Source organism: Marinomonas sp. ABL3_031, from assembly GCF_056161265.1.
The window spans coordinates 98,176-123,880 of the sequence record NZ_JBSWYU010000012.1; the positions used below are offsets into that span (position 1 = coordinate 98,176).

The 25,705-nt window shown below is 42.9% G+C and carries 22 protein-coding genes; 9 read left to right on the forward strand and 13 right to left on the reverse strand.

Going from position 1 to position 25,705, the window contains the following annotated elements:
* Position 1 precedes the first annotated feature (1 nt).
* From pstS to pstB, 4 genes are read left to right on the forward strand one after another with little or no spacing between them, the layout of a single operon-like run.
* The gene (pstS, locus tag ACXAH2_RS13630) at positions 2-1,054 is read left to right on the forward strand and encodes a phosphate ABC transporter substrate-binding protein PstS (RefSeq protein ID WP_475079220.1); all 1,053 of its coding nucleotides are present in this window, start codon (positions 2-4) and stop codon (positions 1,052-1,054) included.
* Between the two features lie 20 nt (positions 1,055-1,074).
* Complete coding sequence (gene pstC / locus ACXAH2_RS13635; protein WP_475079222.1) at positions 1,075-2,061, forward strand: phosphate ABC transporter permease subunit PstC; 987 nt, start codon at positions 1,075-1,077, stop codon at positions 2,059-2,061.
* A gap of 9 nt (positions 2,062-2,070) precedes the next feature.
* A complete protein-coding gene (pstA, locus tag ACXAH2_RS13640; RefSeq protein WP_475079223.1) occupies positions 2,071-2,916 on the forward strand; it encodes a phosphate ABC transporter permease PstA in 846 nt (281 codons plus the stop codon).
* Positions 2,917-2,929: 13 nt separating this feature from the next.
* Positions 2,930-3,766, forward strand: coding sequence for a phosphate ABC transporter ATP-binding protein PstB (pstB, locus tag ACXAH2_RS13645; protein ID WP_475079225.1), 837 nt, complete (start codon positions 2,930-2,932; stop codon positions 3,764-3,766).
* 199 nt (positions 3,767-3,965) lie between these two features.
* Here the strand turns inward: pstB and ACXAH2_RS13650 are convergent, their stop codons facing one another.
* The 5 genes from ACXAH2_RS13650 to ACXAH2_RS13670 all read right to left on the reverse strand — a co-directional run bounded on the left by ACXAH2_RS13650 (position 3,966) and on the right by ACXAH2_RS13670 (position 8,860).
* Complete coding sequence (locus ACXAH2_RS13650) at positions 3,966-4,670, reverse strand: aspartate/glutamate racemase family protein (RefSeq protein ID WP_475079226.1); 705 nt, start codon at positions 4,668-4,670, stop codon at positions 3,966-3,968.
* Between the two features lie 102 nt (positions 4,671-4,772).
* On the reverse strand, positions 4,773-5,582 hold the full coding sequence (locus ACXAH2_RS13655; RefSeq protein WP_475079227.1) for an ABC transporter permease: 810 nt from the start codon (positions 5,580-5,582) through the stop codon (positions 4,773-4,775).
* Between the two features lies 1 nt (position 5,583).
* Positions 5,584-6,438: an ABC transporter permease gene (locus ACXAH2_RS13660; protein WP_475079228.1), complete on the reverse strand. Its 855-nt coding sequence runs from the start codon at positions 6,436-6,438 to the stop codon at positions 5,584-5,586.
* Between the two features lie 57 nt (positions 6,439-6,495).
* A complete protein-coding gene (locus ACXAH2_RS13665; RefSeq protein ID WP_475079229.1) occupies positions 6,496-7,830 on the reverse strand; it encodes an ABC transporter substrate-binding protein in 1,335 nt (444 codons plus the stop codon).
* A 22-nt stretch (positions 7,831-7,852) separates the two neighbouring features.
* A complete protein-coding gene (locus ACXAH2_RS13670) occupies positions 7,853-8,860 on the reverse strand; it encodes an ABC transporter ATP-binding protein (RefSeq protein ID WP_475079230.1) in 1,008 nt (335 codons plus the stop codon).
* A 247-nt stretch (positions 8,861-9,107) separates the two neighbouring features.
* Here ACXAH2_RS13670 and ACXAH2_RS13675 point away from each other — a divergent pair, with 247 nt between their 5' ends.
* The 3 genes from ACXAH2_RS13675 (at position 9,108) to ACXAH2_RS13685 (ending at position 12,882) form a co-directional block, all read left to right on the forward strand.
* Entirely contained in the window at positions 9,108-9,791 is a 684-nt protein-coding gene (locus ACXAH2_RS13675; RefSeq protein ID WP_475079231.1) for a GntR family transcriptional regulator, read from the forward strand.
* A gap of 149 nt (positions 9,792-9,940) precedes the next feature.
* Positions 9,941-11,512, forward strand: a complete 1,572-nt coding sequence (locus ACXAH2_RS13680) for an HD domain-containing phosphohydrolase (protein ID WP_475079232.1) — start codon at positions 9,941-9,943, stop codon at positions 11,510-11,512.
* Complete coding sequence (locus tag ACXAH2_RS13685) at positions 11,509-12,882, forward strand: sensor histidine kinase (RefSeq protein WP_475079233.1); 1,374 nt, start codon at positions 11,509-11,511, stop codon at positions 12,880-12,882. Before ACXAH2_RS13680 ends, ACXAH2_RS13685 begins: the two co-directional genes overlap by 4 nt.
* A 63-nt stretch (positions 12,883-12,945) precedes the next feature.
* On the opposite strand, the gene ACXAH2_RS13690 is transcribed toward ACXAH2_RS13685, so the two are convergent.
* The 8 genes from ACXAH2_RS13690 to ACXAH2_RS13725 form a co-directional block, all read right to left on the reverse strand.
* Positions 12,946-13,959, reverse strand: coding sequence for a heme-dependent oxidative N-demethylase family protein (locus ACXAH2_RS13690; RefSeq protein WP_475079234.1), 1,014 nt, complete (start codon positions 13,957-13,959; stop codon positions 12,946-12,948).
* 12 nt (positions 13,960-13,971) lie between these two features.
* On the reverse strand, positions 13,972-14,925 hold the full coding sequence (locus ACXAH2_RS13695; protein WP_475079235.1) for a PDR/VanB family oxidoreductase: 954 nt from the start codon (positions 14,923-14,925) through the stop codon (positions 13,972-13,974).
* Complete coding sequence (locus ACXAH2_RS13700) at positions 14,922-15,491, reverse strand: dimethylamine monooxygenase subunit DmmA family protein (RefSeq protein ID WP_475079237.1); 570 nt, start codon at positions 15,489-15,491, stop codon at positions 14,922-14,924. The genes ACXAH2_RS13695 and ACXAH2_RS13700 overlap by 4 nt, the downstream gene beginning before the upstream one ends.
* Before the next feature lie 15 nt (positions 15,492-15,506).
* On the reverse strand, positions 15,507-16,637 hold the full coding sequence (locus ACXAH2_RS13705) for an aminomethyl transferase family protein (protein WP_475079239.1): 1,131 nt from the start codon (positions 16,635-16,637) through the stop codon (positions 15,507-15,509).
* A 455-nt stretch (positions 16,638-17,092) separates the two neighbouring features.
* Positions 17,093-18,325, reverse strand: coding sequence for an MFS transporter (locus ACXAH2_RS13710; protein ID WP_475079240.1), 1,233 nt, complete (start codon positions 18,323-18,325; stop codon positions 17,093-17,095).
* A gap of 769 nt (positions 18,326-19,094) precedes the next feature.
* The gene (locus tag ACXAH2_RS13715) at positions 19,095-19,655 is read right to left on the reverse strand and encodes a hypothetical protein (RefSeq protein ID WP_475079242.1); all 561 of its coding nucleotides are present in this window, start codon (positions 19,653-19,655) and stop codon (positions 19,095-19,097) included.
* 101 nt (positions 19,656-19,756) lie between these two features.
* Complete coding sequence (locus tag ACXAH2_RS13720; protein WP_475079244.1) at positions 19,757-20,383, reverse strand: LysE family translocator; 627 nt, start codon at positions 20,381-20,383, stop codon at positions 19,757-19,759.
* A gap of 30 nt (positions 20,384-20,413) precedes the next feature.
* Positions 20,414-20,788: a VOC family protein gene (locus ACXAH2_RS13725; RefSeq protein ID WP_475079246.1), complete on the reverse strand. Its 375-nt coding sequence runs from the start codon at positions 20,786-20,788 to the stop codon at positions 20,414-20,416.
* Between the two features lie 758 nt (positions 20,789-21,546).
* Here ACXAH2_RS13725 and ACXAH2_RS13730 point away from each other — a divergent pair.
* Positions 21,547-22,509: a TAXI family TRAP transporter solute-binding subunit gene (locus tag ACXAH2_RS13730; RefSeq protein WP_475079247.1), complete on the forward strand. Its 963-nt coding sequence runs from the start codon at positions 21,547-21,549 to the stop codon at positions 22,507-22,509.
* Between the two features lie 447 nt (positions 22,510-22,956).
* Positions 22,957-25,587 (forward strand): TRAP transporter permease, encoded by a 2,631-nt coding sequence (locus ACXAH2_RS13735; protein ID WP_475079249.1) that lies wholly within the window; start codon positions 22,957-22,959, stop codon positions 25,585-25,587.
* Positions 25,588-25,705: the final 118 nt, after the last annotated feature.

Sequence of the window (25,705 nt, forward strand, 5' to 3'; positions counted from 1 at the left end):
GATGAAACGCGTATTTGCTAGTTTGGTTGCGTGTGCAGCCATAAACCTCATGACAGCAACCTCAGCCTTCGCTGCCGATCACATTACGGGGGCTGGTGCCACTTTTCCCTATCCAGTGTATTCCAAATGGGCTCAAGCCTATCAAAAAGAAAATGGCTCACAGCTTAATTATCAAGCAATTGGTTCCGGTGGAGGCATAAAACAAATCAAAGCCAAAACAGTCGATTTTGGGGCCTCGGACAAACCACTAACGGCAACAGAACTTAATAAAAGTGGCCTAATGCAATTCCCAACCGTGATGGGCGGTATCGTACCGATTCTTAATGTAAAAGGCATTAAGCCAGGTCAATTAGTCTTAGATGGTAAAACCTTAGCTGACATATACCTTGGCAAAGTGACGCACTGGAATGACAGTGAAATTAGAGCACTTAATCCCAAACTTAACTTGCCCAGCAACACCATTTCTGTGGTGCACCGATCCGATGGTTCTGGGACCACTTTTAACTTCACGTATTATCTTTCAGATGTCGCTCAGGAATGGCAAAACAAAGTAGGAGTAGATGCTTCAGTACAATGGCCAGTGGGTACAGGTGGTAAAGGTAATCAGGGCGTTGCAAACTATGTTTCACGTATCAAAAATTCCATTGGTTATGTTGAGTATGCTTATGCCCTACAAAACAAACTGACCTTTGCCAAAATGAAAAACAGAGACGGCAACGTAGTGTCTCCAACCATGAAAACCTTCCAAGCCGCCGCGGCCGATGCGGACTGGCAACATGCCAAGGGCTTTTATCTCATTCTGGCTAACCAACCTGGCGCCAAAAGTTGGCCGATGACGGCCGCTACTTTTATCCTATTACACAAGAAAGTAGAAGATCCTACAGCCACTAAAGCAGTACTTAAGTTCTTTGATTGGGCTTATAAACATGGTGACCAAGCAGCTGCCAATCTCGATTATGTCCCTTTTCCTGATAGTGTAAAAACTATGGTGCGTACTGCCTGGAAACACGACTTAAAAACCCGGAACGGCCAATCCGTTTACATGGGTTCATAAGTGTATTGATGAGTTCCCCCATGACGCACAATAATGATCAAACAAAAGCGCATGCAGAGGTCGCTGGTTCATTCCAGCGGTCTCCGCGTTTTTTAAATGGCACAGCCGTTGATCATACCTTCAAATGGCTATCTATCGGAGCCGCCTTTTTTGTATTGCTAATCTTAGGTGGTTTTTTCATCTCTTTAACTCTGGGCGCCTGGCCTGCTATAAAACAATTTGGGTTGGCCTTTGTCTGGAGTACGAGCTGGAACCCTGTTACAGAGCAGTTTGGCGCCTTAGCGGCGATTGCTGGTACCTTAATAACGTCTGGCATTGCCATGCTATTAGCGGTTCCTTTGTCCTTCGCAATTGCCATTTTCATTACTCAGCTGGCGCCCAGATGGTTACGTCATCCACTCGGTATGGCCATTGAATTACTTGCTGCTATTCCCAGTATTATCTATGGCATGTGGGGGTTATTTTACTTCGCTCCATTCTTTGCCGATTACATAGAAAGCCCGATTGTCGATTTATTCAAGAATGTGCCTATTTTTTCTTGTATTTTCAAAGGACCAGCCATTGGCCTTGGTATGGCAACTGCTGGCATTGTTTTAGCCATTATGATTTTACCCTTTGTTGCTTCTGTGATGCGTGATGTAATCAATACCGTCCCCAAACGCCTCAAGGAAAGTGGTTATGCAATTGGTGCCACTGATTGGGAAGTCATGCGCGACATTATTATTCCTCATTGTCGAACTGGTTTAGCAGGTGCTGTGTTTTTAGGATTAGGCAGAGCGTTAGGCGAAACCATGGCAGTCACCTTTATTATTGGTAATGCTAATCGTATTACAGCCGCCATCTTTGCTCCTGGGAATACCATTGCTTCAACCATTGCCAATGAGTTTCAGGAAGCTTATACCCCCATACATTCTTCAGCATTAATTGCACTTGGCTTATTGCTCTTTGTTATTACCTTCATCGTCCTCGCCATTGCGCGTTTGATGCTTAACCGTATTTCTTCTTAGGAGTCTTATGTGAGCCCAATTGTTAAACGTCGTTATCTTACCAACCATATCGTGCGAATCTTAATCATAGTGGCGACCTTATTTGTCCTAACTATTTTAATATGGATTTGTTCCGTCTTATTATATGAAGGTTTTTCTGCCTTCTCGCCTTCCTTATTCATTGAAACCACACCACCTCCGGGTGAATCAGGTGGTTTATCAAACGCAATTATTGGTAGTTTACTCTTGGTTGCTGTAGCCATGTTAATCGCCACTCCGGTAGGGGTATTAGCCGGAACCTATCTAAATGAATATGGCCGTGGCAGCAGATTGGCGACAGTGGTTAGTTTTATCAATGATGTGTTATTAGCCAAACCTTCTATTCTGGCAGGTTTGTTTATTTACGAGATCCTAGTAGCGCCAACAAACGGATTTTCGGGTTGGGCAGGCTCGGCTGCTTTAGCCATCATTGCGATTCCTGTCATGATACGTACGACAGAAGATATGCTAAATCTGGTACCTAACAATATGCGCGAAGCAGCCTATGCTTTAGGTGCAAGTCGCTCTTGGGTCATCTTGAGCGTCAGTTACCGTGCTGCAAAAGTTGGCATTACCACAGGCATTTTATTAGCTGTGGCAAGGATTGCAGGGGAAACCGCGCCCTTGCTATTTACGGCATTGAATAACCAATTTTGGTCCACGAATATGTCCGAACCCATCGCCAACTTGCCTGTCATGATTTTCCAGTTTGCCATGAACCCTTATCCAGATTGGCAAGCCCTTGCTTGGGCGGGCGCTTTACTCATTACCTTATCTACACTCGGTTTATCTATTTTCTCCCGAGTCATTTTACGCCAATCTAATACACACGATTAATTTGGAGTCGATCATGTCATCCACCGCAAACACTACTGCAGACTTTATCGTTAACAGCAATCATATTGTAAAACAGCAGCTGTCAACTCAAGCCGAACCAATCGATATTGCCATTCGCAATCTGGACTTTTATTACCACAATACACATGCCTTAAAGAACATTAACCTGAATATCCAGCGACATAAAACAACTGCGATTATAGGTCCGTCAGGCTGTGGAAAATCGACCTTATTACGCATTCTGAATAGAATTTACACCCTTTACCCAGGACAAAAAGCGAAAGGCCAAGTCATTATTAACGATAAAAATATCTTAGACCCTAAGTTCAACGTACCCGCTTTACGAGCCCAGGTTGGAATGGTGTTTCAATCTCCCACTCCTTTCCCTATGTCCGTTTATGACAATATTGCCTACGGCATTCGCTTATACGAAAAAACCACTCGCCGAGAAATGGATGAACGGGTTGAGTTAGCGTTACGTAGCTCAGCCCTGTGGGACGAAGTCAAAGATAAACTAAATCAAAATGGACAAAGCCTTTCTGGCGGCCAACAACAACGCCTTTGTATTGCTCGAACTATCGCCTTAAAGCCACAAATATTATTGTTAGATGAACCAACCTCGGCCCTTGATCCAGTATCAACCACTAAAATTGAAAACTTAATGGACAGCCTGCGTGAAGAATTTACTATTATCATGGTCACTCATAATATGCAGCAAGCATCGCGGGTGTCGCAACAAACTATTTTTATGTATCTTGGCGAAGTGATAGAAGCTTCTGATACCAGTGAAATGTTCCTGCGCCCTAAAGCAGAACGTACACAAAATTACATCACTGGACGATTTGGCTAATAAAAATTCAGTAAGAGACACTGCCTGCCTTTTTGTTGATATTTTTTTAGAGAGACGATGAATCCCGGTATTAAAACGCGCTTTGTATACCAGGCTAGCGTATGTTGCTAAGTCAACTTATCTCATTCACAGAAGTGAACTCAAAGAAGTTAACGCATTAGGAAATAATTACGAACAAAATAAAACCGTTAACGCCATACTAAATTTGTTTTTTCTCTGGCCAAGCATATCCCAATGTCTTACTGGTGGATAATTGTAAGCCGATAAAACTATCTGCAAAGCTAATGGCAATGCGCACCCCATCTAAAACCGGCAAGCCCAAGTCCTGCTGTAAAGCGTCCACCCAATGGCTCATTCCACCACAGCCTAGTACTAAAGCATCGGCATTTCTCTCCTGTAACATCTTCTGTGCCGCTTGCTTCACGATATAATAACTGTTCGTATCCGCTTCAAGAGACAAAACCGGCAAACCAGATGCCGCAACCCCAGCACATTTCACCATTAGGCCATAGCGATTAAGATTACCTTCCAGTATGGTAACCGACCTTTGTAAGGTCGTCATAACCAAAAAATTCTGACTCAAAAAACTTGCTGCATGCATCGCGGCTTCACCAATACCAATCACAGGAGAGGCGGTAATTTCTCGCGCAGCATCTAAGCCAGTATCATCAAAACAAGCAATAACATAGGCTTTAGGTGGCGTGACAGAATTCTCAAGTTGCCGAATTTTTTCCAGCAAATGATACGCTGCGTTTATGCCATCACTGTGTCCTTCTATACTGACCGGACTTTTCTCACATTCCAACCATAAAGTCTCATTATGTAATGTCAGATTTGAGCAAGATACCTGCATTTGCTTGGTCATGATATGGGAGGCATTGGGGTTAATAATTGCAATTGTCATCGGATCATCCTTAGCCTATTTAGCCGTTTAATCCATGCGAAAAACGCGTTTAAATTGACTACTCAAAGTCTGCAAAAATGGCAGCAAGCGGCACCAGCTATATTATTTCTTTGAGGTCGAACTCAGCCGCTTTACTAATATTAAGGTTAATAAGATAACCCCGAATGACACCAAGGTCGTCACGGTGCCCAAAGCATACAATACGGGCGACGTTACGTTGGTGGTCATGGCAAACAATTCCAGTGGTAAAGTATTTAAGCTGCCCGACGTCATCAGAGTTCGAGCGAACTCATCATAACTTAAGGTGAAACCAAATAAGCCTATGCCTATCAGGCTTGGTGCCAGCAAGGGTAACAAAATGAATCGAAAGGTTTGCCAAGACGTGGCACCCAAGTCCGCAGAAGCCATCTCATAATTGGGGTTAAAACGATTAAACACGGCAAACATAATGAGCAAACCAAAAGGCAAGGTCCAAGTAAGATGCGCCCCAAAGCCAGAAGTAAACCAGTCAGGCGTTAAGCCCAAGCGATCAAACATGAGACCAATACCAAGACTCACCAAAATAGAAGGTAGTATCAAACTGGCAAGGGTAAGATAAAAAATAACACGGCTGCCAGCAAATCGCTTGCGAAAAGCAAGACCGGCCAGCAAGGAAAAGATTACCGTACACACCATCACCATGGCCCCCAGACTAAGAGATCGCACTAAAGCACTGGCAAAGTCACCAACCGCCTGACGTTCTAATAACTGAGCAAACCAATGCAAAGACACGCCACGCATTGGGAAGGTCAGACCACCATCGGCTCCTTGAAAAGACAAAATAGCAATGGTGATATTTGGCCCATAGAGAAACAACATAAAAAGGCCAAAGAAGGCGGCCAAAAAGTAGAAGCTCAAAGGTCGTTTATTCATTCTAAAGCTCCTTACGAACATCCACTAAACGAAATAGAATCATCAACATCATTAACACAGTAATAAGCAAGACAATGGCACCCGCGGCAGCAGCTGGATACTGCAGTAAAGAAATTTCGTTATAAATCAAAGTAGCCACATTGGCTTTAATCCCTCCTCCCATAATTTTGACGGTAATAAAATCGCCCATTACCAAAGTAAACACAAAAATACTACCGACCATGATGCCGGACTTAGATAGAGGCACAATAATGTCTTTCATTATTTGCCAAGGGGCTGCCCCAGCATCCAGAGCGGCCTCAACAAGATGACGATCAATGCGCATCATGCTGTTGAATATGGGCACCACCATAAACATGGTATAGAGATGGACATAGGCAAGAATAATGGCAAAGTCACTATAAAGTAGCCAATCCACTGGCTGATCAATCAAACCGCCTGTCTGCAATGCCGAATTCACTAGGCCATTTCGACCAAGTAGCGGAATCCAAGAAATCATACGAATAATATTTGACGTAAAAAATGGCACAGTACACAACAAAAACAATAGCGTTTGCATTTTTTGTGTACGGACATGAAAGGCTAAAAAATAGGCCAGAATAAAACCAATACCAAAGGTACATAGCCAAGTTAAAAAAGCATACTTAACGGTTTGTAAATAAGCTTTTAATGTCACACTTGAGGTTAAAAGAAACTCATAATTGTCTAAAATAAAATCCGGTATTAGAGAATACTCATTATAATCCCAAAAACTGACCACTAGCATCACGCCAATGGGAAAAACCAGAAAGCCTAAAAGTACCAAACTAAGGGGCAAAGACTGCCAGTAACTGTGATTGTTTCTTGATAACGCCATGTAATATTAAACCTTCATCAAAAAAGAGGGCTTCCTGCCCTCTTATCCAAGGACAGATTAAGAAACGATGAACTCATTCCATTTTCTGACCATATACTTATTTTCATCCATTACTGAGTTCCAGCAAGCGACAGCCCCCATACGATCCCAGTAAGAACCGCCATCACGAACCGCACCCGCTTTTTCCATGACCTTACCATCCGGGTTTAAAATATCGCCCTTAGCGGCTTTGCCTTCTATCCAGAAGCCCCATTCATCTGGTGTCATATAATTCTTAGAGGTTTCAGGCGCAGCACTGTAGTAACCTTGACGATTCAAGTAAGCACCGACCCAACCTGATAGATACCAGTCAATATATTCATAGGCAGCTTCCAACTCTAAGCCGGACAAATGAGACGCTAAGCCTAAACCGCCACCCCACGCTCGATAGCCTTCTTTCAAGGGTTGATACACACATGGAATACCGCGACTGCGAACTGCCGTTACCGCAGGAGACCACATACTCTGAATCACCACTTCACCGGATGCCATCAGGTTGATTGATTCGTCAAATGATTTCCAAAATGCACGAAATTGCCCCTGATTTTTCGCAGCGATCAAAATATCGATGGTTTTATCGATTTCCGCTTTGCTCATATTGCCTTTGTCAGCGTATTTAATTTCCCCCATCGCTTCACAAATCATGGCGGCGTCCATGATGCCGATGGATGGAATGTTTAGTATTGAGGTTTTACCTTTATAGGCCGGATCCATAATGTCTGCCCAAGTGGTGATCGGACGACCCACTAAATCAGGGCGAATACCCAATGTATCGGCATTGTAGATAGTTGGAATCAAGGTCATCCAGTTGGTTTGCTCTGTGGCAAATTTTGTAGAGCCTTTTGATTCAACGAAACCCACTGTGTGAGGCGCAGTACCCTGTGCAATCTCAGCATCCGGTGTCAACTTACCATTAATAAAGAGCGGTGATATTTTGCTAAAGTTCTTTAATTTACTGGTATCCAATGGTTGCATCACACCCGCTGGGAACACCTTTTTACATATCCAGTATTCGATATCGGCAATATCGTATGATTTGGGTTGCGTCACCGCGCGCTGAGTGACACTGTCAGAATCCAATGAAGTTAGTTGTAAGTTAAATCCAAGGTCTTCCTTGCACTTATCTGCAATGGCATTAAGATTCGACACCCCAGTACCAAACTGACGCAAGGTTACATTTTTGATATTTTGTGCCCATATCATCGGGAAGCCTGATATGGCACCCGCGGCGACACCCGCTTTTGCGGCCCCTTTCAATAACGAACGACGACTGAAAGACGGAGTATTTGCTTGCGTCTCAGTAGCAGCAGTATCCGCCTGATGTGTTGGATCAATTATCGCTTTCTCTTTCATTTGTTGTCTCCGTTTGGGTTGACTAACAGTGAAACGCATTGATCCGCTCAGGGGACCAATACAGGTTAATAGACTTACCTATCTTCATCCGTTCGGCATCGAATTTATCTTCCGGTAAATAACAAATTACCGGTTGTCCGTCCTCTAATTTGGCTTCCAGAAGATAGAATTGCGCCTGAAATTCGACGTCTATAATGTGTACTGTCACAACAACATCATTAGCAGACGTGGCTGAGGTTTGAATATGATCGGCTCGCACCGAAAAAGTGTTGGTAACATCTTGGATGGGAAGCGCAGCAGATACAGTGAGTACATTGTGTCCGCCAATAAAGTTTGCCACAAACTCCGTTTTAGGGGATTCAAATATGCTTCTTGGGGAGCCTGCTTGTTCAATTTTACCGGCCGACATGACAATGGCTTGATCGGCCAAAGCAAAGGCTTCTTCTTGCGAGTGAGTAACATGAATAAAGGTTAAGCCAAGCTGTTGCTGTAACTGTTTTAATTCCTTACGCATTTGAATGCGTAAAAAAGGATCGAGTGCCGACAGAGGTTCATCCAGCAACACCACATCCGGCTTACAAATAAGAGCTCGAGCCAAAGCAATACGCTGTTGTTGTCCACCAGAAAGTTGCCCCGGTAGTTTATGCGCATGCTCAGTCATATTCACCAGCGATAACATGTCATTCGCCTTGGCATAGCGCTCGGCTTTACTGACACCGCTGACTTTTAAACCATAAGCAATATTGTCCAGACAACTCATATGAGGAAATAAGGCGTAGTTCTGAAACATCATTGCCGTGCCACGTTGTCGAGGCGTCAAATTCGTCACATTTCGATCATTCAGTAGAATGTCTCCTTCCGTGACGTTTTCATGACCCGCAATCATTCTAAGAGTGGTGCTTTTACCACAGCCACTTGGACCAAGCAGGCAGCAGTAGCTTCCCTTTTCTACCTTGACATTTATCGCATCCACCACCGCAACCTGATCATAGATTTTGGTCGTCTGAATCAACTCCACTGAACCCGACATACATTAACATCCAAAATTGTTAGCAATCATATATTTTGATACTGCAATACTGGTGCCATATTGAGTAAATGCTTATATAAACTACTTTTATTCGAGACGAAGATGTTTTGAACTGACCAGATAAAACAGGTTATTTTGGTGCGGTTTTACGCATAAAGTACTCAATTAGTGCAAAATTGTCGTTTGATTTCGGGAATGAGCGAGGGTAAATTAAAAACATCATATTGTTAACAATCTGCTATTCATTATGTCTCTTAACAAAGAATCTGAAATCCAGCGTCTTGTCCATGTCATCAGTAATGCCGTTGCAGAGCAACGCTTACCACCAGGAACACGTTTGATAGAAGCCGAATTAGTCATTCGATTAAAAGCCAACCGAAATCACGTTCGCTCCGCATTAAAAAGACTAGAACTTAACCGTATTGTGACCATAGTGCCAAATAAAGGCGCCAGTATTTCTCAACCTTCCGTAGAGGAAGCGCGAGAAGTCTTTACGGCAAGATCCATTGTTGAACGAGGCATCATTGAGACCCTGAGTGAAAAATGTCGACAAATGGACATTGCCATCTTAAAAAAGCAATTGAAAACAGAATTAGACGCCATCAAGTTAAATAAACGTGGTCAAATCATCAAAGAATCCGGTGAGTTCCATTTACTTTTAGCAAGATTGGCAGGCAATTCTGTACTGGCGGATATGTTGCAAAACCTCATCACCAGAAGTTCATTGATCATATCCCTCTATCAAATAGAAGCCGGAGATCTATGTGGTTGTAACGATCATAAGGACATAGTGGATGCCCTTGAACGAAGTGATGTGAAGGCCGCTGTTCATTGCATGAAAATCCACTTAAAAGAGATTGAAAGCCACCTCAATTTGGATTTCTGGGAAAATAAAAAAGTCGATATGGAAAAAGTCTTTGAGGACAGTTAAATAAGAAACTTTTCATAATCACACATTATCTATACAAATCACACTGTGCATAATCCCTGCACATTTAGTCAGTTAAATCATCTTATCAATTAGCATTAGTCATACTGTCATATTTTTTTAAGTCATTTTATTCGTGGGCCAAACCTATTATGAAAAATTCACTTTTTGCTTTGGCACAAAATAAGCCTGAACCACTCCCGAAAACCGCATCCTCTTCAAACTTAAGGCCTTGGAAAATACTCTTAATCGATGACGAAAAAGATGTCATTTCAATATCCAAAATGGCACTAAAGGGACTCTCTTTTGAAGGTGCTCCTATTGAGATTTATGAAGCAAATTCTGCAAGTGAAGCCAAAACATTATTAAAGCTTCACAGTGATTTTGCTTTGGCTTTTGTTGATGTTGTGATGGAGACGGATCATGCGGGCCTTGATCTTATTAAATGGATACGACAAGAGCAGCAAAACCCTCACATTCGCTTAGTATTAAGAACTGGGCAGCCAGGCCAAGCACCGGAAGACAGAATTATCCATGAGTATGAAATTAATGATTACAAGCACAAAACAGAATTGTCTTCATCCCATTTAAAAACAACCACTCTTACTTCATTGCGCTCGTACCGTGATATTAAAGCCATTTCAAGCAATCGTGAGAAAGTTCAACAAATGCTTTCTTCCTGTAGTGAAGTGTTAAAGTTTTCTTCACTTGATGATTTCTTATTAACCGCCTTAAATGAGCTTAAGGCTTTTCTTAAGCAAGATGAGCTTAGCTTGGGAGTCAGCTATCATTCCTATGTTCCCTATGCAGAAGCTAATATCAGCCAATTTTATGTTAAAGATGGCAAGTTAGAACAAAATGCTTTCATTGAGCCGGTATCCAAAGCGCTAGAAAATTTTAAACAACAACATAATCCACATATTCAACAAACTTTATTTCACGCTGAACCATTAGAGATAACTCATCAAGTGTCGACTGATGAGTTTAGTCATGTAACGATACAATTATCATTAAAGGCACCTTTGACAAAAAATAAACTTAAATTATTACCTCTGTTTACTGCCAATTTAGCGCTGGCTTTGGAAAAGCTCTGTGCCAAACAGGAAGTAGAAAAGGTTCAAGAAGAACTCATGTTAATGCTCAGTGAGGCGATCGAAGAAAGATCAAAAGAAACGGGTGCACATGTGCGCCGTGTCGCACATATTTGTGAATACATTGGTAGTTTGCTTGAACTGCCCGAAAAACATATTTATATGATTAAACATGCAGCACCTATGCATGATTTAGGTAAAATTGGCGTACCTGAAAGCATACTGCATAAACCTGGCAAATTAACCGATGAAGAATGGGATATCATGCGTTCTCATCCTATGATTGGCTATAATCTGTTAAGCAGATCAAAACACGGTTTACCAAGAATGGGGGCAATGGTTTCCATAGCACATCATGAAAAATGGGACGGTTCAGGTTATCCAAACGGCACCTCCGGTGAAAACATTCCTCTAGAAGGTCGCATTATGGCGATTGCAGATGTAATCGATGCATTAGGTTCTAATCGTTCTTATAAAAAAGCCTGGAGTCATAAGCAGATTTTGAATTTGTTAGCAGAACAAAAAGGCAAGCACTTTGATCCTAAAATCTGTGATCTAGTTATCAAAAATTTTGATCACATCATGGACATTCGCGAGCAATTTCCAGACGAAGAGGAATCCCATCTAATATGAAATACCAGAAGTACATAACTGCGCTTTTATCGGATCCTGTGATTGATACAGGCAATCTTTATAACGCATCACAGTCGGTATTAAACAGTTATGTCAAAGCAGCCTTCCTCAAAGATGCCAGTATTTGGTTATTGGATGAAAATGGCTCAATGACCTGTTCATTCATGCTGGATTTGCACAACAACACAAGCAGTCCCTTTTCACCAATGGATGAACAACAAGTGGAAGGATTCATCAGAGAGCTAGACAGTAACTCTTTTCTGCTATTAAATTCAAGCCACGCCACAACGACTTCATGGCTATCAAATGTTAACTTAAACAAGCACTTTTTAGTCATTGCTCCTATTTATCATAAAGGAAAAGTTGTTGGTTTCTTACAAGGCAGAAGGCAGAATCATCAATCTCGATTTGATGACAACACATTACAATTCTCTTGTGCGCTTGCCGACGTTTTTGGACGCGTTATTCTTGCTACTCAAAACAATAAACTACAACAAGCGCTAACTCATACCAATTTAGAACTAGAGCAAAAAATCCTTATACGCAACGCCGAATTAAAAAAGACGCTTGAAGATTTAAAAACTGCACAATCCTATTTGGTTGAATCGGAAAAAATGGCGGCTTTAGGAGAGTTAGTCAGTGGTGTCGCTCATGAGGTCAATACTCCATTAGGAGTTGCCATTACCTCTCATTCTATAATTGGTGAAGAAATCTATAAATTAAGGGATGCCTACGAAAAGGGCACCCTAGACGAATCTATTTTTGTTAATTTTATAGGTGCAACCCTTCCAGCACATGACATTGCCAAGGTAAATCTACGTCGTGCAGCGAACTTGGTACAGGAATTTAAACAAACCGCAGCCAACCAAAGTCATAAAGTACTGGTTAAATTCGACCTTAATTCCCTTATTCATACCATCATAAATAGTCTTGAACCCATGTACGCTCCTTACGAGGTAGAATTTACCTTAGACATTCCAAATAATTTAACCATTGTGACCTACTCAGAGTCCATTGATCAGATATTATCCAACCTAATTAACAACAGCTGTATTCATGGCTTCCAACCTTCCGATAACGACCATAATCAGATTTATATTAAGGTGTTTATTCAGCAAAACGACTTTATCATTGACTACCAAGACAATGGTGTGGGCATAAAAGATGAAGTAGCAAAAAACATTTTCACCCCCTTCTTTACGACCAACCGATCTGGGGGAGGAACGGGGTTAGGACTATCTACAATATACAATCTGATATCACAAAGATTGCAAGGTGACATCCGTTCTATAAAACAAGATGCCTCCTTAGGGGCGCATTTTCAGATTCGTCTGCCCTTACGTCTTTCTATCCCTTATCAAGAAGAATGATTTTGTGAATCTCACTCGACAAAACAAATACTTTAGATGCCTTACCTGCTCCACAGTAAAAACTCACTCCCAGTATTTTGCCAACCAATCGACCAGCATAGGGTGATAACGGGTTAAGCCTTTATATTCAACCAACTCTGGTGGCAAGGTTTTCATGACATGATAAAGCCTTTTTGCCCAAACTGGATTGGTCACCAGATCCTGCATACTCATTAAATAAGTTCGAATGTTCATCATTAACGCATTACTGCGTGGCATGCGATCAAACACCTGCAACTCGACCCTTAGAAAAACTTTTTCACCAATATTATCAGGCGTTACCGTCAAGCGATCTGGCCCCCATTCAGGGTAGGTTTCAGGTGAAACATCCATTCTTGGGTTAACGGTTAAGGTCCAATTCAAACGTCGTGTTGCCTGACCTTGAGGAATGGACATTAAAAATTTAAGCGCCCGATCAATAATGCCTTCACTGTGCACAAAAGGAACTGGGCCGTGCCATTCGGCAAATGCCATGCCCACATCAAAGGCCAATGACCAATCTGCTGGACAGGTCAAAATACCCGCATCAAGATAAAGGTTTTGCTCACGCTGATCCATGAGCACCAAATCCCCTTGTACTTGTCTACCTATGTATTCCATGGGTGGCAAAGGTAAGCTTGAAGAATCGCCAAACACAAACTCATCCTTAATGTTTAACAACTTATTTTCCCAACACCACTTATCAGCATTTTTACTCAAAGCAAAATACTCAGGATAATCTTTAGCAAGATGCGTCATGGAAACATCAATCAAGTCCCAACAAGCCAAGTCCATATGAGGCAACATCAAACAACTAGCAGGACGTTTGTTCAAGACAAGATCACGCTCCGCCATTTCAGACAAATAATGCTCATCCACATCATAAAAAAACTCATAAGCCGAGCCCTTACCTTCTTTTGGCAGATGAGGTTCTATATTGACCGAATATCGATAAGTGTCATCAGGAAAAGGGAAAGGGAAACGCTTTATCGCAGCAGCACTGTTGGTATAAGAAAAGTCATCACGAAAGGTTTGAATGGGTTTTGGAGCAACTCGCATACTTCATTTCCTTTATAAATCAAGCACAAGTGTATCGCTGATCGCGCGAGACACACATGGCATCATACAATCTTGACGGGATTTCTCTGGCGACGATAAAAATTCATCTCTGTGTTCTACTTGGCCCTGTAAGACTCGTGTAAAACAACGTCCACAGACCCCACCACGGCATGAGCTTTGAATTTCCACATCTGCCGCTTCCAATGCATCTAATAGACTCTCATCGTCTGCAACCTTGATGCGTTTACCATTACTTAATTCCGCGACAAAAGGCTTACCCGGTGCAGGTGCCGTAAAAGCTTCATAGTGAATGGCGCTTTGCGGCCATCCCATGTCAGCGGCAATGTTTTTCACCATTTCCAACAGACTTTGTGGACCACAAATATAAAGATGCGTCCCCAAAGGCTGCTCAGCCATCACTTCAGCAACAGAACAACGATTATTTTGATTGGAATCGTAGCAATGTAATTTGTCATCCAGCATGTCAGATAACACTGCTTGATAGGCTCCCGTCACAGAACCATCAAACATATAGTGCAATTCAACCTCCGCATGACGTCGCCGCATCTCAGGCAAAAAAGACATAAATGGCGTAATACCAACACCACCAGCCAACATTAAATGCTTTTTGGCACGCCAATAAGGTGCAAATAAATTCGCCGGCGCGGAAATACTCAGTTGATCACCTACATTGACTTTATTGTGCATATACACAGAACCACCACGTGATTGATCCTGAAGACGTACCGCAATTTTATATTGCAAAGGGTGGCTCGGATCACTGAGTAAAGAATAGGGATTACGCCATTTTTTAGCCCCATCTTGCATAGTGACCACCACATGAGAACCCGGTGAAAATGGCAATAACGTTGGGGTATCATCGCAGGCTTCTAAAACAAATTCACGAATGCTCGGAGCAACTTGATGGATATTGACCACTCGAACCGTTAATTGTCCATTATTCATTTTAATGCCTCCCTTTCTGGTAACTCAGCTTTATCCTCAGCATTAATGTTTAAACCAACATAAGCCCCTAACCGTCGCGAAAAATGGTCTCTTACTAACAAGGGTAAACCGCATCCAGAACACACCACAGGCGTATGCAAAACATTCTCCATTTGGTTATAACAATGTGTACAAAAAACGCGACGAGCAGGCGTGGTCGGTTGGCTAAGTATAATCTGTTCAGCTAACAGACCTGCCTGTACCGCCAATTTATGGACATCCCACAAGAACGCTTCCGATCCACTGACATACAATTGCGCAGACATAGGCAGGTTAGCAAAAACAACGGACAACGCATCTGGACATACTGTCCGCTCAAACCCCTTCAATGAATCATCAGATAGCTCATCGAGGGACAAGGTCATAATGGCTTTTTGCGTGTTACAAGATTGATATAACGTCTCTAAATGTGAATCCTGACTGGCTTCTGCTTCTATTACAAACAAAGAAAAATCCGCCTTATCATTAATGCTAACAGCTTGATACAGTGGACGACTCTTAATACTCGAATCAAAGTCGGCTTCCATAAATTCTCCTCGCAATTAGCCTTTAGCGGTGCGTTTTTTCTTTTCCGGATCATCAAATGGCAAACTATGCGCCACAGCAGCCACTTCAATACTGCCCCTGACTTGAAGCGGCTTGTCCTGCACGGCATACGCCACTTCATAACGGGCGATGGCCATGGATTTTTTGGTCAACCGTGAATACATGGCACACGTAATGACACCTACCTGCTGACCATCCACCCAAAGAGTATCCCCTTCCGCCGCTGCTTGATCGCCTTCTAACAAGACACCAAATATTTTAAATCTTTCTTTATTTTCCAAACGAAAATGTTCAATCGAACCTCGAAAGTGACGCTTATCTTTTGAGACGGTGAAATCCAGCCCTAGCTCCCACAATGTGTCTCCAGCGGCTTCGTCAGGAAATGGGTACATTTCCGAATTGTCATAAGGATAAAAGAGCAGATAGCTCTCCACCCGCAACATATCCAAGGCAGTAAAAGCACAGGGAATAATGCCAAGCGATTGGCCTTTCTCTAAAATAGTGTCCCAAAGCAATCCCACATCAGCCGCTTTACAAAAAATCTCGTATCCCCGCTCACCGGTATAACCCGTTCTAGAGATCATCACAGGACAACCAAATAAACGAGTTTGCATATGATGGAAATAAGCTAACTCTCGAATGCCTGGCACATGGTCTTCAAGAAAATCAACGGCTAACGGACCTTGTAACGATATATCATGCAGATCATCATCAAATAACACGGCGACCTGGCGTCCAAGTGCACTACGAGCTAACATTTCATCGCCCTTGCCGGCACCATGCACCACCATAAAGGCATTGGGTCCAGTTCGATAGACAATACAATCGTCCACAAACTTACCCTCATCATTAAGCATACAGGCATACACCGACTTACCTGGATACAGCTTGGACATATCACGAGTGGTTGCGTAATCCAATAAGCTTTCCGCATGAGGCCCAACGTAATGCACCTTTTTTAAGCCAGACACATCCATCAAGCCCGCTTTGCTACGAATGGCTTCGTGTGCCAATGCTAGGTCACTCTCATAGGTCCATGGGGTCCCCATGCCATTCCAATCTTCAAGCGCTGAACCGAGCGCCCGGTGACGATCAGATAAAGCAGATATACGCCAAGAATTAGCCATTTTCACCTCTCTAACTATCCAAAATACCCAATTTGATCATTTAAACCTGTGGGAAGCCTTACAAAACAACACCCTAGGGAATATTTATTTCCTTACAGGAAAGCAAAACCTTTGCCAATCCAAGCTTGTGTGATCAAATTTTCGTCATCAATCGATTTAGCCCCTTGATATCAATGAAGTTTTCTCTCTAATGCAGGCCAAATAAAAGTAAAGCTAAATAAATTCGAATAATGAAAACGGACATTTTTGCAGCACAAAACCCTCTATTGCACTAAAAAGGCCTTTTTCCCTGATGCCCTAATAGCCGACCAAAAGAGAATGAATAGGTATGCAAAAGCAAAGCACTGTAGACAAAGCACTTTAGGAAAAAATGAAGAAGTTAATCTGACAAGAGATCTAATGAAGCATAACCCCACTTCCCTGTGGGCTTGAATAACAATGTAGAAGGAGATTGACTAAGATAAAGAGGAAGCCGCTTTACCCTCTTGTTTAGAAATAACAGCCGGAGCCGTCTCCTTCAAAAATAGTGACAAAATCACCACAGTAAAGGAAGTGCCTGCCCCGATCCACATAACCACATCCAATCCATATTTATCCGCCAGCACACCTGCTATGATAGGGGTAATAAAACCACCAACCAGTTCTCCTACCCCCATAATCAAACCCAGAGCAGTCGCTACTTGTCGAGGTGATACCGTTTCCGCAGGAATGGTCGCCATAAATAAAGTGAAACAGCCTAGGCCCGTATAGGTAATGAAAGCAAGGGGTAAAATCATGTCTGTTTCCGCAAAAATCAACACCAGTGGGAAGCCCGTTGTCACCAGAGTAAAAAAGATCATAGCGGGTTTACGTCCAATACGATCAGACACAAAAGAGACAACGAAACCCCATAGCATCCAGGCAATCCCTAATGCCCCCATTATGCCACTCATCACATCCGGTGAGAGTTCTCGCGCGTTAATCAGGTAAGTTGGTGTGAAGGTAATAATGGTGACAAACCAAGACACATAGACACAGGAAATGATGGTGCACAGCACAATATTTCGATGTTTAAGTAAATCCTTTATGCTGGTTTTATTGTTATTCTCCATCACAGGTTCGGTATTTGGGTGCTCATATTTGTTTTTCACAAACAACATAATTAAAGCGGCGACCACCAAACCTGGAATAATGGTTGCGTAAAAAGCCGAACGCCAACCGTACTCAGTTGCTATCCATACCAACACCACAGGGGCAATAACAGCACCAATCAAGCCAGGCGCACTGGCATTGATCAAGCCCATGTTTAACCCCCGTCGCTTCGGATTAGAAGCCGAGGCCATTAAGGATTGAACAATAGGCAAAACAGGGCCTTCAGCCACCCCCATCAAAGAACGGAAAAACAACAAACTAACAAAGCTGGTGACAATACCAGAGAGGACAGAACACAAGGTGAAAGCAATAACCGACACCACTAGAATCAGTTTTTTCGAGTCTTTCTTATCCGCAATGTGACCCAAGGTCATGCCAGACAACGCCCAAGTAACCGATAAAGCGGAAGATAGAATTCCCAAATGACTGTTTGTCAGTTGCAAATCTTGCGCAATAAAAGGAAATAAATAGGACAAAGCCAGTCGATCAAAGAAGACAAAGCCAAAACAAAGGAACAGAATCGACAAAAGACGATTTTCATAAGTATTAATTTTCATTTAAACACCATTTTGTTTTTATTGTGAGTTCAGAATCAAACATCTCAGAAAGGTACGACCAATATAGGCTGACTCATGCACCAACCTCTAGGTTGACATAGCATCAGTAGGCGAAAGGTTGGCGCTTTTGCTTTAGCCAAAAAATTTGTTCGTCACTTCCTTCGAAATAACCGATAAAAGCCAACGGCTAAGGATTTATATCCGTTACCCTGGGCTTTTCGTCGCATTGACTTCGTATGGAAATGTCTAAATCTGGATGAGAGAATTGTGGTGTGATTCGATGACTTTTAAACAGAAGAGCGTTCTGCCAAAACACATCATTAAACAAGCTAGATATCATGCTTTACCCTTATTTTTATTTTTCGTTATAAGTCATGTTGTGTTCGTTCAGATCCGCTCACATAAGGAACGGCGAAACACAGACTTACTATGGCAAGGACCATGCCATCCTTTGAAAATAAATAAGCGATTGATACTTAAGGGGTTTTAAAAAATTCCGTAAACCCTTCTAGGAGAGCATTTGCGCATATAATCATATTGAATAGTGATTTTTAGGAGGGGTTAATGATTTCATCAATGCCAATCACTTTTATAAGCCATGCAAACAAACCCAACTAAGGCATTGTTAATAGAAGAACTAAAGCATGTGATGGAGGGGAATGTCTTCAAATCTATCTAAAATGCTTCTTACCTTCCTTAATAATAGGAAATACTCATAGTAAATTGATCATAGAAGAATGCTGTTTGATCTAATGCCTACTCATACTGTTTAAAAATTTAGACGAACAGAAACATACAAATGCGTCATATCATCCTCAGCGATATTGGTCATGTCGTACCCTAGGCCTATTGAAAAATCAGTCGTCACATAATTTCTCAATGCCAGCGCATAACTTTTACTGCTTTTCTCATAGACATCTTCATAATATATTTTACCAGCCAGTTCCGTACGACTTGAAATACTGGAGCGCACACCAAGGGACAAACGCAATCCCCTTTTATCCGTATTTCCCAAATCCACAACAATCAATTGTAAAAGGCCATATAAATCCGTCGCACGACCAAAATCGGTGTAAGAGCCAATACCAAATCCGGTTAAATCAATATCGTACTCATCACGCTTGTAATACTCGTTGGCCTCAAAAGCAAAAAATGTCTGATTTTGTATCGTAAAGGCACCAGAAAATGATTCGTAGTCCCCATTGGATTTTGTATGCTCCAAGTCACTCATACCAAGTGCATAATCAATGTATTGATAATCATTGGCACCCTTGGCTGAAATGGAAAAGCAAAATAAAATACAAAAGCTTATTACGGATCCGATATTCATTACCTTTCCTTAAAACAACGCAAGGAAAGATTAAAGACGCTTTCCTCATCACTTAGCTTAACCATTTCCTTTAGCGTCATACCTTATGCGATGCAAACATATCATTCAGTCAATGCTAAGCGAACACCTAACCCAACCAAAATCGTCCCTAGCACTCTATCCATCCAAACAGCAATGTTATGTTGGCTTCTTAGAAACGCCGTCGCTTTTTCAGCCAATAAAATAAGGATAAACTCAAGCACGACGCCAACCAAAATTACAATCGTTCCAAGCATGATTAATTGCAATGCGACACTGCTTTCCGTTGGTCGGACAAATTGTGGTAAAAAGGCCATAAAAAAGATGGCGACTTTGGGATTCAAAACATCAATTAACATGCCTTGCTTAAATGCGCTCCAAAACGAGATAGAAAGGTTTTCCGCTGAAGCTGGTTGGAAGCTTTCACCCGCTGAACGCAACGCTTTATAACCCAGATACAACAAGTAAGCAGCCCCTATGTACTTGACAACAGAAAATGCCGTAGCAGACGTGGCAAGCACTGCTGAAATCCCCAACGCCGCGGCCACAACATGAAAGAAAGCACCACTGCATACTCCCAAAGAAGAAGCTACGCCTATTTTTCTTCCATGGGTCACCGTTCGCGATATAACATACAATAAATCTGGCCCGGGTGAGAGCGTCAGCATTACTGTCGCAGTTAAAAACAAAATCCAATAATTTACATCCATTTCGAGACCGCCTTTTCAAAGGAGTATTGATTAGCCTTCCGCTTTGTGACAAACCGCTTCAATATTATGGCCGTCCGGATCGATAACAAACGCCCCATAGTAGTTTTCATGATAACGCCTTCTCAACCCTGGCTTGCCATTATCTTTAGCACCCGCGGCTACCGCTGCCTTATAAAAGACATCCACTTGTTCTCTGCTTTCAGCAAGAAACGCAATGTGCATCGGATGCTGAACCTTTTCATCCAACCCTATCCAGAATTCACCTTTTCCATCTCTACCAAAACCGCCCCAGCTGTTTTTAATTTCCGCAACGAGAACAATATCAAGCGGCGCTAACACCTTGGTATAAAAAAGTTTACTTCTTTCATAATCCGAAATCGCAAGACCAATGTGGTCTATCAGCATATTGTATTTCCTTGATATATATTAAATTGCGGCGAAGCATCAACCATTGTTCGACATCATAACCTAGCCTTTTGAAGATAATAACCTTGTTACGGAACTTGTTCGGAACACCCGCTAAAGTTAGCGCTATTAATATGCCCAAGCGCCCCTATATTGATCAACTCACTTCCCCAGACAGCTGCATAAAATTGAACAGGCTCCAAGCTGACGAGAGTCAAACCGGACATATTCATAATCCAGCAAAGATTAAGCGACATTAATTAAATGATTATTGCTGTATTATGGCCGTACTCAGTGTATCATCGCTTCGCAAATGAGTCAGAATTCTTTCAAGATGCAAATTCCTATATGTCACATCCTATGACAACAGCACTGCAGCACCCAAAAATACTCAAGCGTAACCATTTCAATTCTTAGGTTGTAGAAAATGAATCGTATTTTAACAGGAAAATTGGCGACAATTTTGCTAATAGTTCTTATATAGAAAATGATCGAGATCGTCATTTTCTCGGAACCGAAGAGGTAATAGACAGAAGCCTTATAAAACATTGATGTGGATCTGAATCATCATACTCACATCAAAAACAAAGCAACCTTGATGAAATGACAAATCGTTTCGTCTATTCGATGTCTGATCTGTTGTCTGAATCGAGGAGCGAACGATGACACGTCTTGCAAATGATAGGGCTTGTTCAATTTCAAAAACGTTGCTTCTTCTAAGAAGTGTACAATAACCAAAAATGGAGAAGGGTAATTTCATGAAAATTAAACACTCAGCAATCGTCGGTCTTATTTCTCTTGGCCTGACGGCACCTGTGGCCATGGCGCAGGAATTTATTTCAATTGGTACAGGCGGCGTAACCGGGGTCTATTATCCTACCGGTGGCGCGATTTGTCGTCTGGTGAATAAGGAACGTAAAGAACATGGCATTCGTTGTTCGGTCGAATCGACTGGTGGTTCGGTTTACAACATCAATACAGTGAGAGGTGGCGAACTCGAGTTTGGTGTGGCGCAATCAGACTGGCAGTATCATGCATATAACGGAACGTCTAAATTTAAAGACCAAGGGCCGTTCAAAAAAGAACGTGCTGTCTTCTCTGTCCATCCAGAGCCCTTTACCTTGATCGTACGCAAAGGTTCAGGTATCGAAAAATTTGAAGATCTTAAGGGTAAAAAAGTGAACGTCGGTAACCCTGGATCGGGTCAACGTGCGACCACGGAAGTTGTGATGGGCGCATTTGGTATAACGATGAAAGACTTCGCTCTCGCATCGGAACTGAAAGGGTCGGAAATGGCGCAAGCACTTTGTGACGGTAAAATCGATGCTATGATTTATACTATCGGTCACCCTGCCGCGGCGATTACAGAAGCGGCGACCACCTGTGATATTGAGCTTGTTAACGTAAAAGGTGCTCCAATCGATAAGCTCATTGCAGATAATCCCTATTATCGTGTAGCGACCGTGCCAGGCGGAATGTATAAAGGTAACCCAGACGATGTCATGACATTTGGTGTTGGTGCTACCCTGATTTCTTCAGCAGACGTGTCCGAAAAGGCGGTTTACGTCTTGGTTAAAGCCGTCTTCGACAACTTTAGCGACTTCAAAAAACTGCACCCAGCGTTTGCCAATCTGAAAGAAGAACAAATGATCAAAGACGGATTGTCAGCACCTCTTCATCCTGGTGCGATTAAGTACTACAAAGAACGTGGTTGGATGTAATCGGCATACTAATGCTGACCAAAACCAATAAAGAAGATCACCGCTTAGGTGATCTTCTTATTTTTTGATTGAATTAAGGAAAATACGAATAAGTCTCCTGTGTGTAGGCCTTAGAGAGAAAAAGTGGTCAACCAAGTGCGCTTGGAAGCAAGATAACCTCCCAGCACACTTAACGTAGAAGAGAGCTTGTCACTAAAAGACTTAGGCTGTGATCTAACATAATCATGCATTTTTTATTCGTCGTTAAGTCCCTCGTCAATATGCTCTACATAGACATTCGAAACTTTGGCTTAGAATAATAAAGATCTTGTCTAACTAAAAAGTGTCCATTGACGCCAGAGAAGCTGTTCGCACCTTCCTTAATAAACAAATAGCAAAGCCCTGTTATCTGATCAGATAGATAGGGCCTTGGTCTTTTTTATCGCATGGATTTATAAGGGGAATCCTATGTCACCCACAGAAACGGATCAGAACAAGCGTTCAGAGGTTGATGTTGACGCCATGGTCGCAGAGGTTGAAAGTGGTGCGCGCAACGCGGCAGGCTTCGCGGGAAAATTCATACTGGGTCTGGCCTTTATTTGGTCGGCTTTTCAACTGTATATTGCGTCTGATTTGCCTTTTGTACTGACTCAACTAACAGGCATTACACTGGTCTTTAACAACCAAGAAGCGCGGCAAATTCATTTGGCCTTCGCAATTGCCCTCGCAATGCTGGCGTTTCCATTGTTTAAATCATCCCCTAATGATCGAGTGCCCGCTTACGATTGGCTACTTGCCATTGTTGCGGCTATGTCTTGTCTTTACTTACTGATATTTAAAGAAGACATTGCCAACCGGGCTGGTCTGCCCAATATGGCAGACCTGATTTTTTCAACCATTGGTATGATCAGTCTTGGTATTGCTGTGTTCAGAGCACTGGGACTGCCATTGGTCATCGTTGCGTCTGTCTTTGTCTTTTATGTGTTCTTTGGGCATCTTTCATTCATGCCAGACGTGATTCAATGGAAAGGCGCGTCATACGGCAAGGCCATGTGGCATTATTGGATGCAAACCGAAGGGGTATTTGGGGTGGCATTAGGTGTGTCCGCTTCCATGATTTTTTTGTTTGTCCTGTTTGGTGCGCTGTTGGAAAAAGCCGGTGCTGGGAATTACTTTATAAAATTATCGTTTGCGCTCTTGGGGCACTTACGAGGTGGGCCAGCGAAAGCGGCCGTGGTGGCCTCAGCACTCTCTGGATTGTATTCAGGGTCGTCTATTGCCAACGTGGTGACCACAGGTACCTTTACCATTCCGCTTATGAAGCGTACCGGCTTTAAGCCAGAAAAAGCGGGTGCCGTCGAAGTGGCGTCATCGACCAATGGGCAGCTAACACCGCCAGTGATGGGTGCTGCGGCTTTCTTAATTTCAGAATTCACCGGAGTATCCTACCCTGATTTAATAAAACATGCTTTTTTACCTGCCGTCATTTCTTACATCGCGCTGGTTTATATTGTCCACCTTGAAGCTCTGAAATTGGGACTGAAAGGCATGCAAAAACCCTCTGTAACCGCGACTTTGGCGTCACGCTTATCAGGCGTTATGTTTGGTTTTATTGGCATGTGCGTGCTGGCTGCGGTTGTTTATTACGGACTCGGATGGGTCAAAGTGGTCTTCCCTCAAATGACCTTTTGGATGGCCGCCCTTATTTTCCTTGGCCTGTACTTCGCCTTGATCTCGTTAGCGGCCCGCCACCCTGATTTGCAAGTGGATGAGCCAGATGCCCCAATCGACGTACTGCCAAGACCTTGGGATGTGGCAGTAACAGGCCTGTACTATTTACTGCCTATTGTCATTTTAATCTGGTGCATCTTAATTGAACGTTTGTCACCCACAACATCGGCATACTGGGCGACCATGGCGATGATCTTTATTGTGTTCACTCAAAAGCCGCTAAAGACATTGCTCCGTTCCAGCAGCGAGCTTAAGCCTGCCTTCAAAGAAGGCTGGCAGGATTTTGTTGAGGGAATGATTGCTGGTGCGCGCAGCATGATCGCCATTGGGGTTGCAACCGGTGCGGCCGGCATCATTGTCGGGACGGTCTCGCTAACGGGTGCGCATCAGGTTATCGGCGAACTGGTGGAATTTCTGTCAGGTGGTAACCTCATGGTAATGTTGCTGCTGGTAGCGGTAATGAGCTTGATTCTTGGAATGGGATTGCCCACTACGGCAAATTACATTGTTGTGTCCTCCCTAATGGCGCCCGTTGTGGTCACCGTAGGAGCGCAATCTGGCTTAATCGTCCCCTTGATCGCAGTGCATTTGTTTGTCTTCTATTTCGGAATATTAGCGGATGACACGCCCCCTGTTGGCCTGGCGGCCTTTGCCGCTGCAGCAATATCCGGCGGAGATCCTATTAAAACCGGGGTTCAAGGATTTGCTTACGACATTCGAACCGCCCTTTTGCCCTTCTTATTTATTTTTAATACCGAGTTGCTGTTGATCGATGTCACTTGGATGAAGGCGATCTTTATCTTCTTTGTGGCGATGATCGCTATGATGCTGTTTGCCGCCGCCACACAAGGGTATTTTATTGCTCGAAGCAAACTCTGGGAAACCCTTGCGTTATTGCTGGTGGCCTTCACCCTATTTCGTCCAGGTTTTTGGTTAAATTACATTCAGGCACCGTACGATGTTTATGCAGGCAAAGAGGTCATTGCCACCGCGGAAGCGGCACCAGAGAATGGATTAATTCGTTTGGTTATATCGGGGCCAGATTTTGATAACCCAGACGATATTAAAAACCTGACACTGGTGGTCGATTTAGGTGACAAAGCGAGCGGGGCTGCAAGGTTGCAGAGAGCCGGCTTAGTTACAATGACTGACGGCGATGATATGTTGCTCGAAGAGCCCTTTCCTGGAACGCAATATTTCGGTCAATTGCAGGATTTCGATTTTTATGGTGATGAGAGTGTGAAGATCAGCAGAGTCGAAGTCGATGCTAAGCGCATACCAAAAGAAGTACTGTATATTCCTGCTGTTCTATTGCTCTTACTGATTATTTATTCTCAGAGAAGAAGACAAACTGTGCCAGCGTTCTAATCAGTTCAACCATGCCATGCGCGATGTTATGGATGGCTTTTCTCATAGTTTTTTCTCATTTTCTGAGAGAGCACTTCGAGAGAGTCGTCCAATCCCCCGCTCCAAAAATGGGCATCCG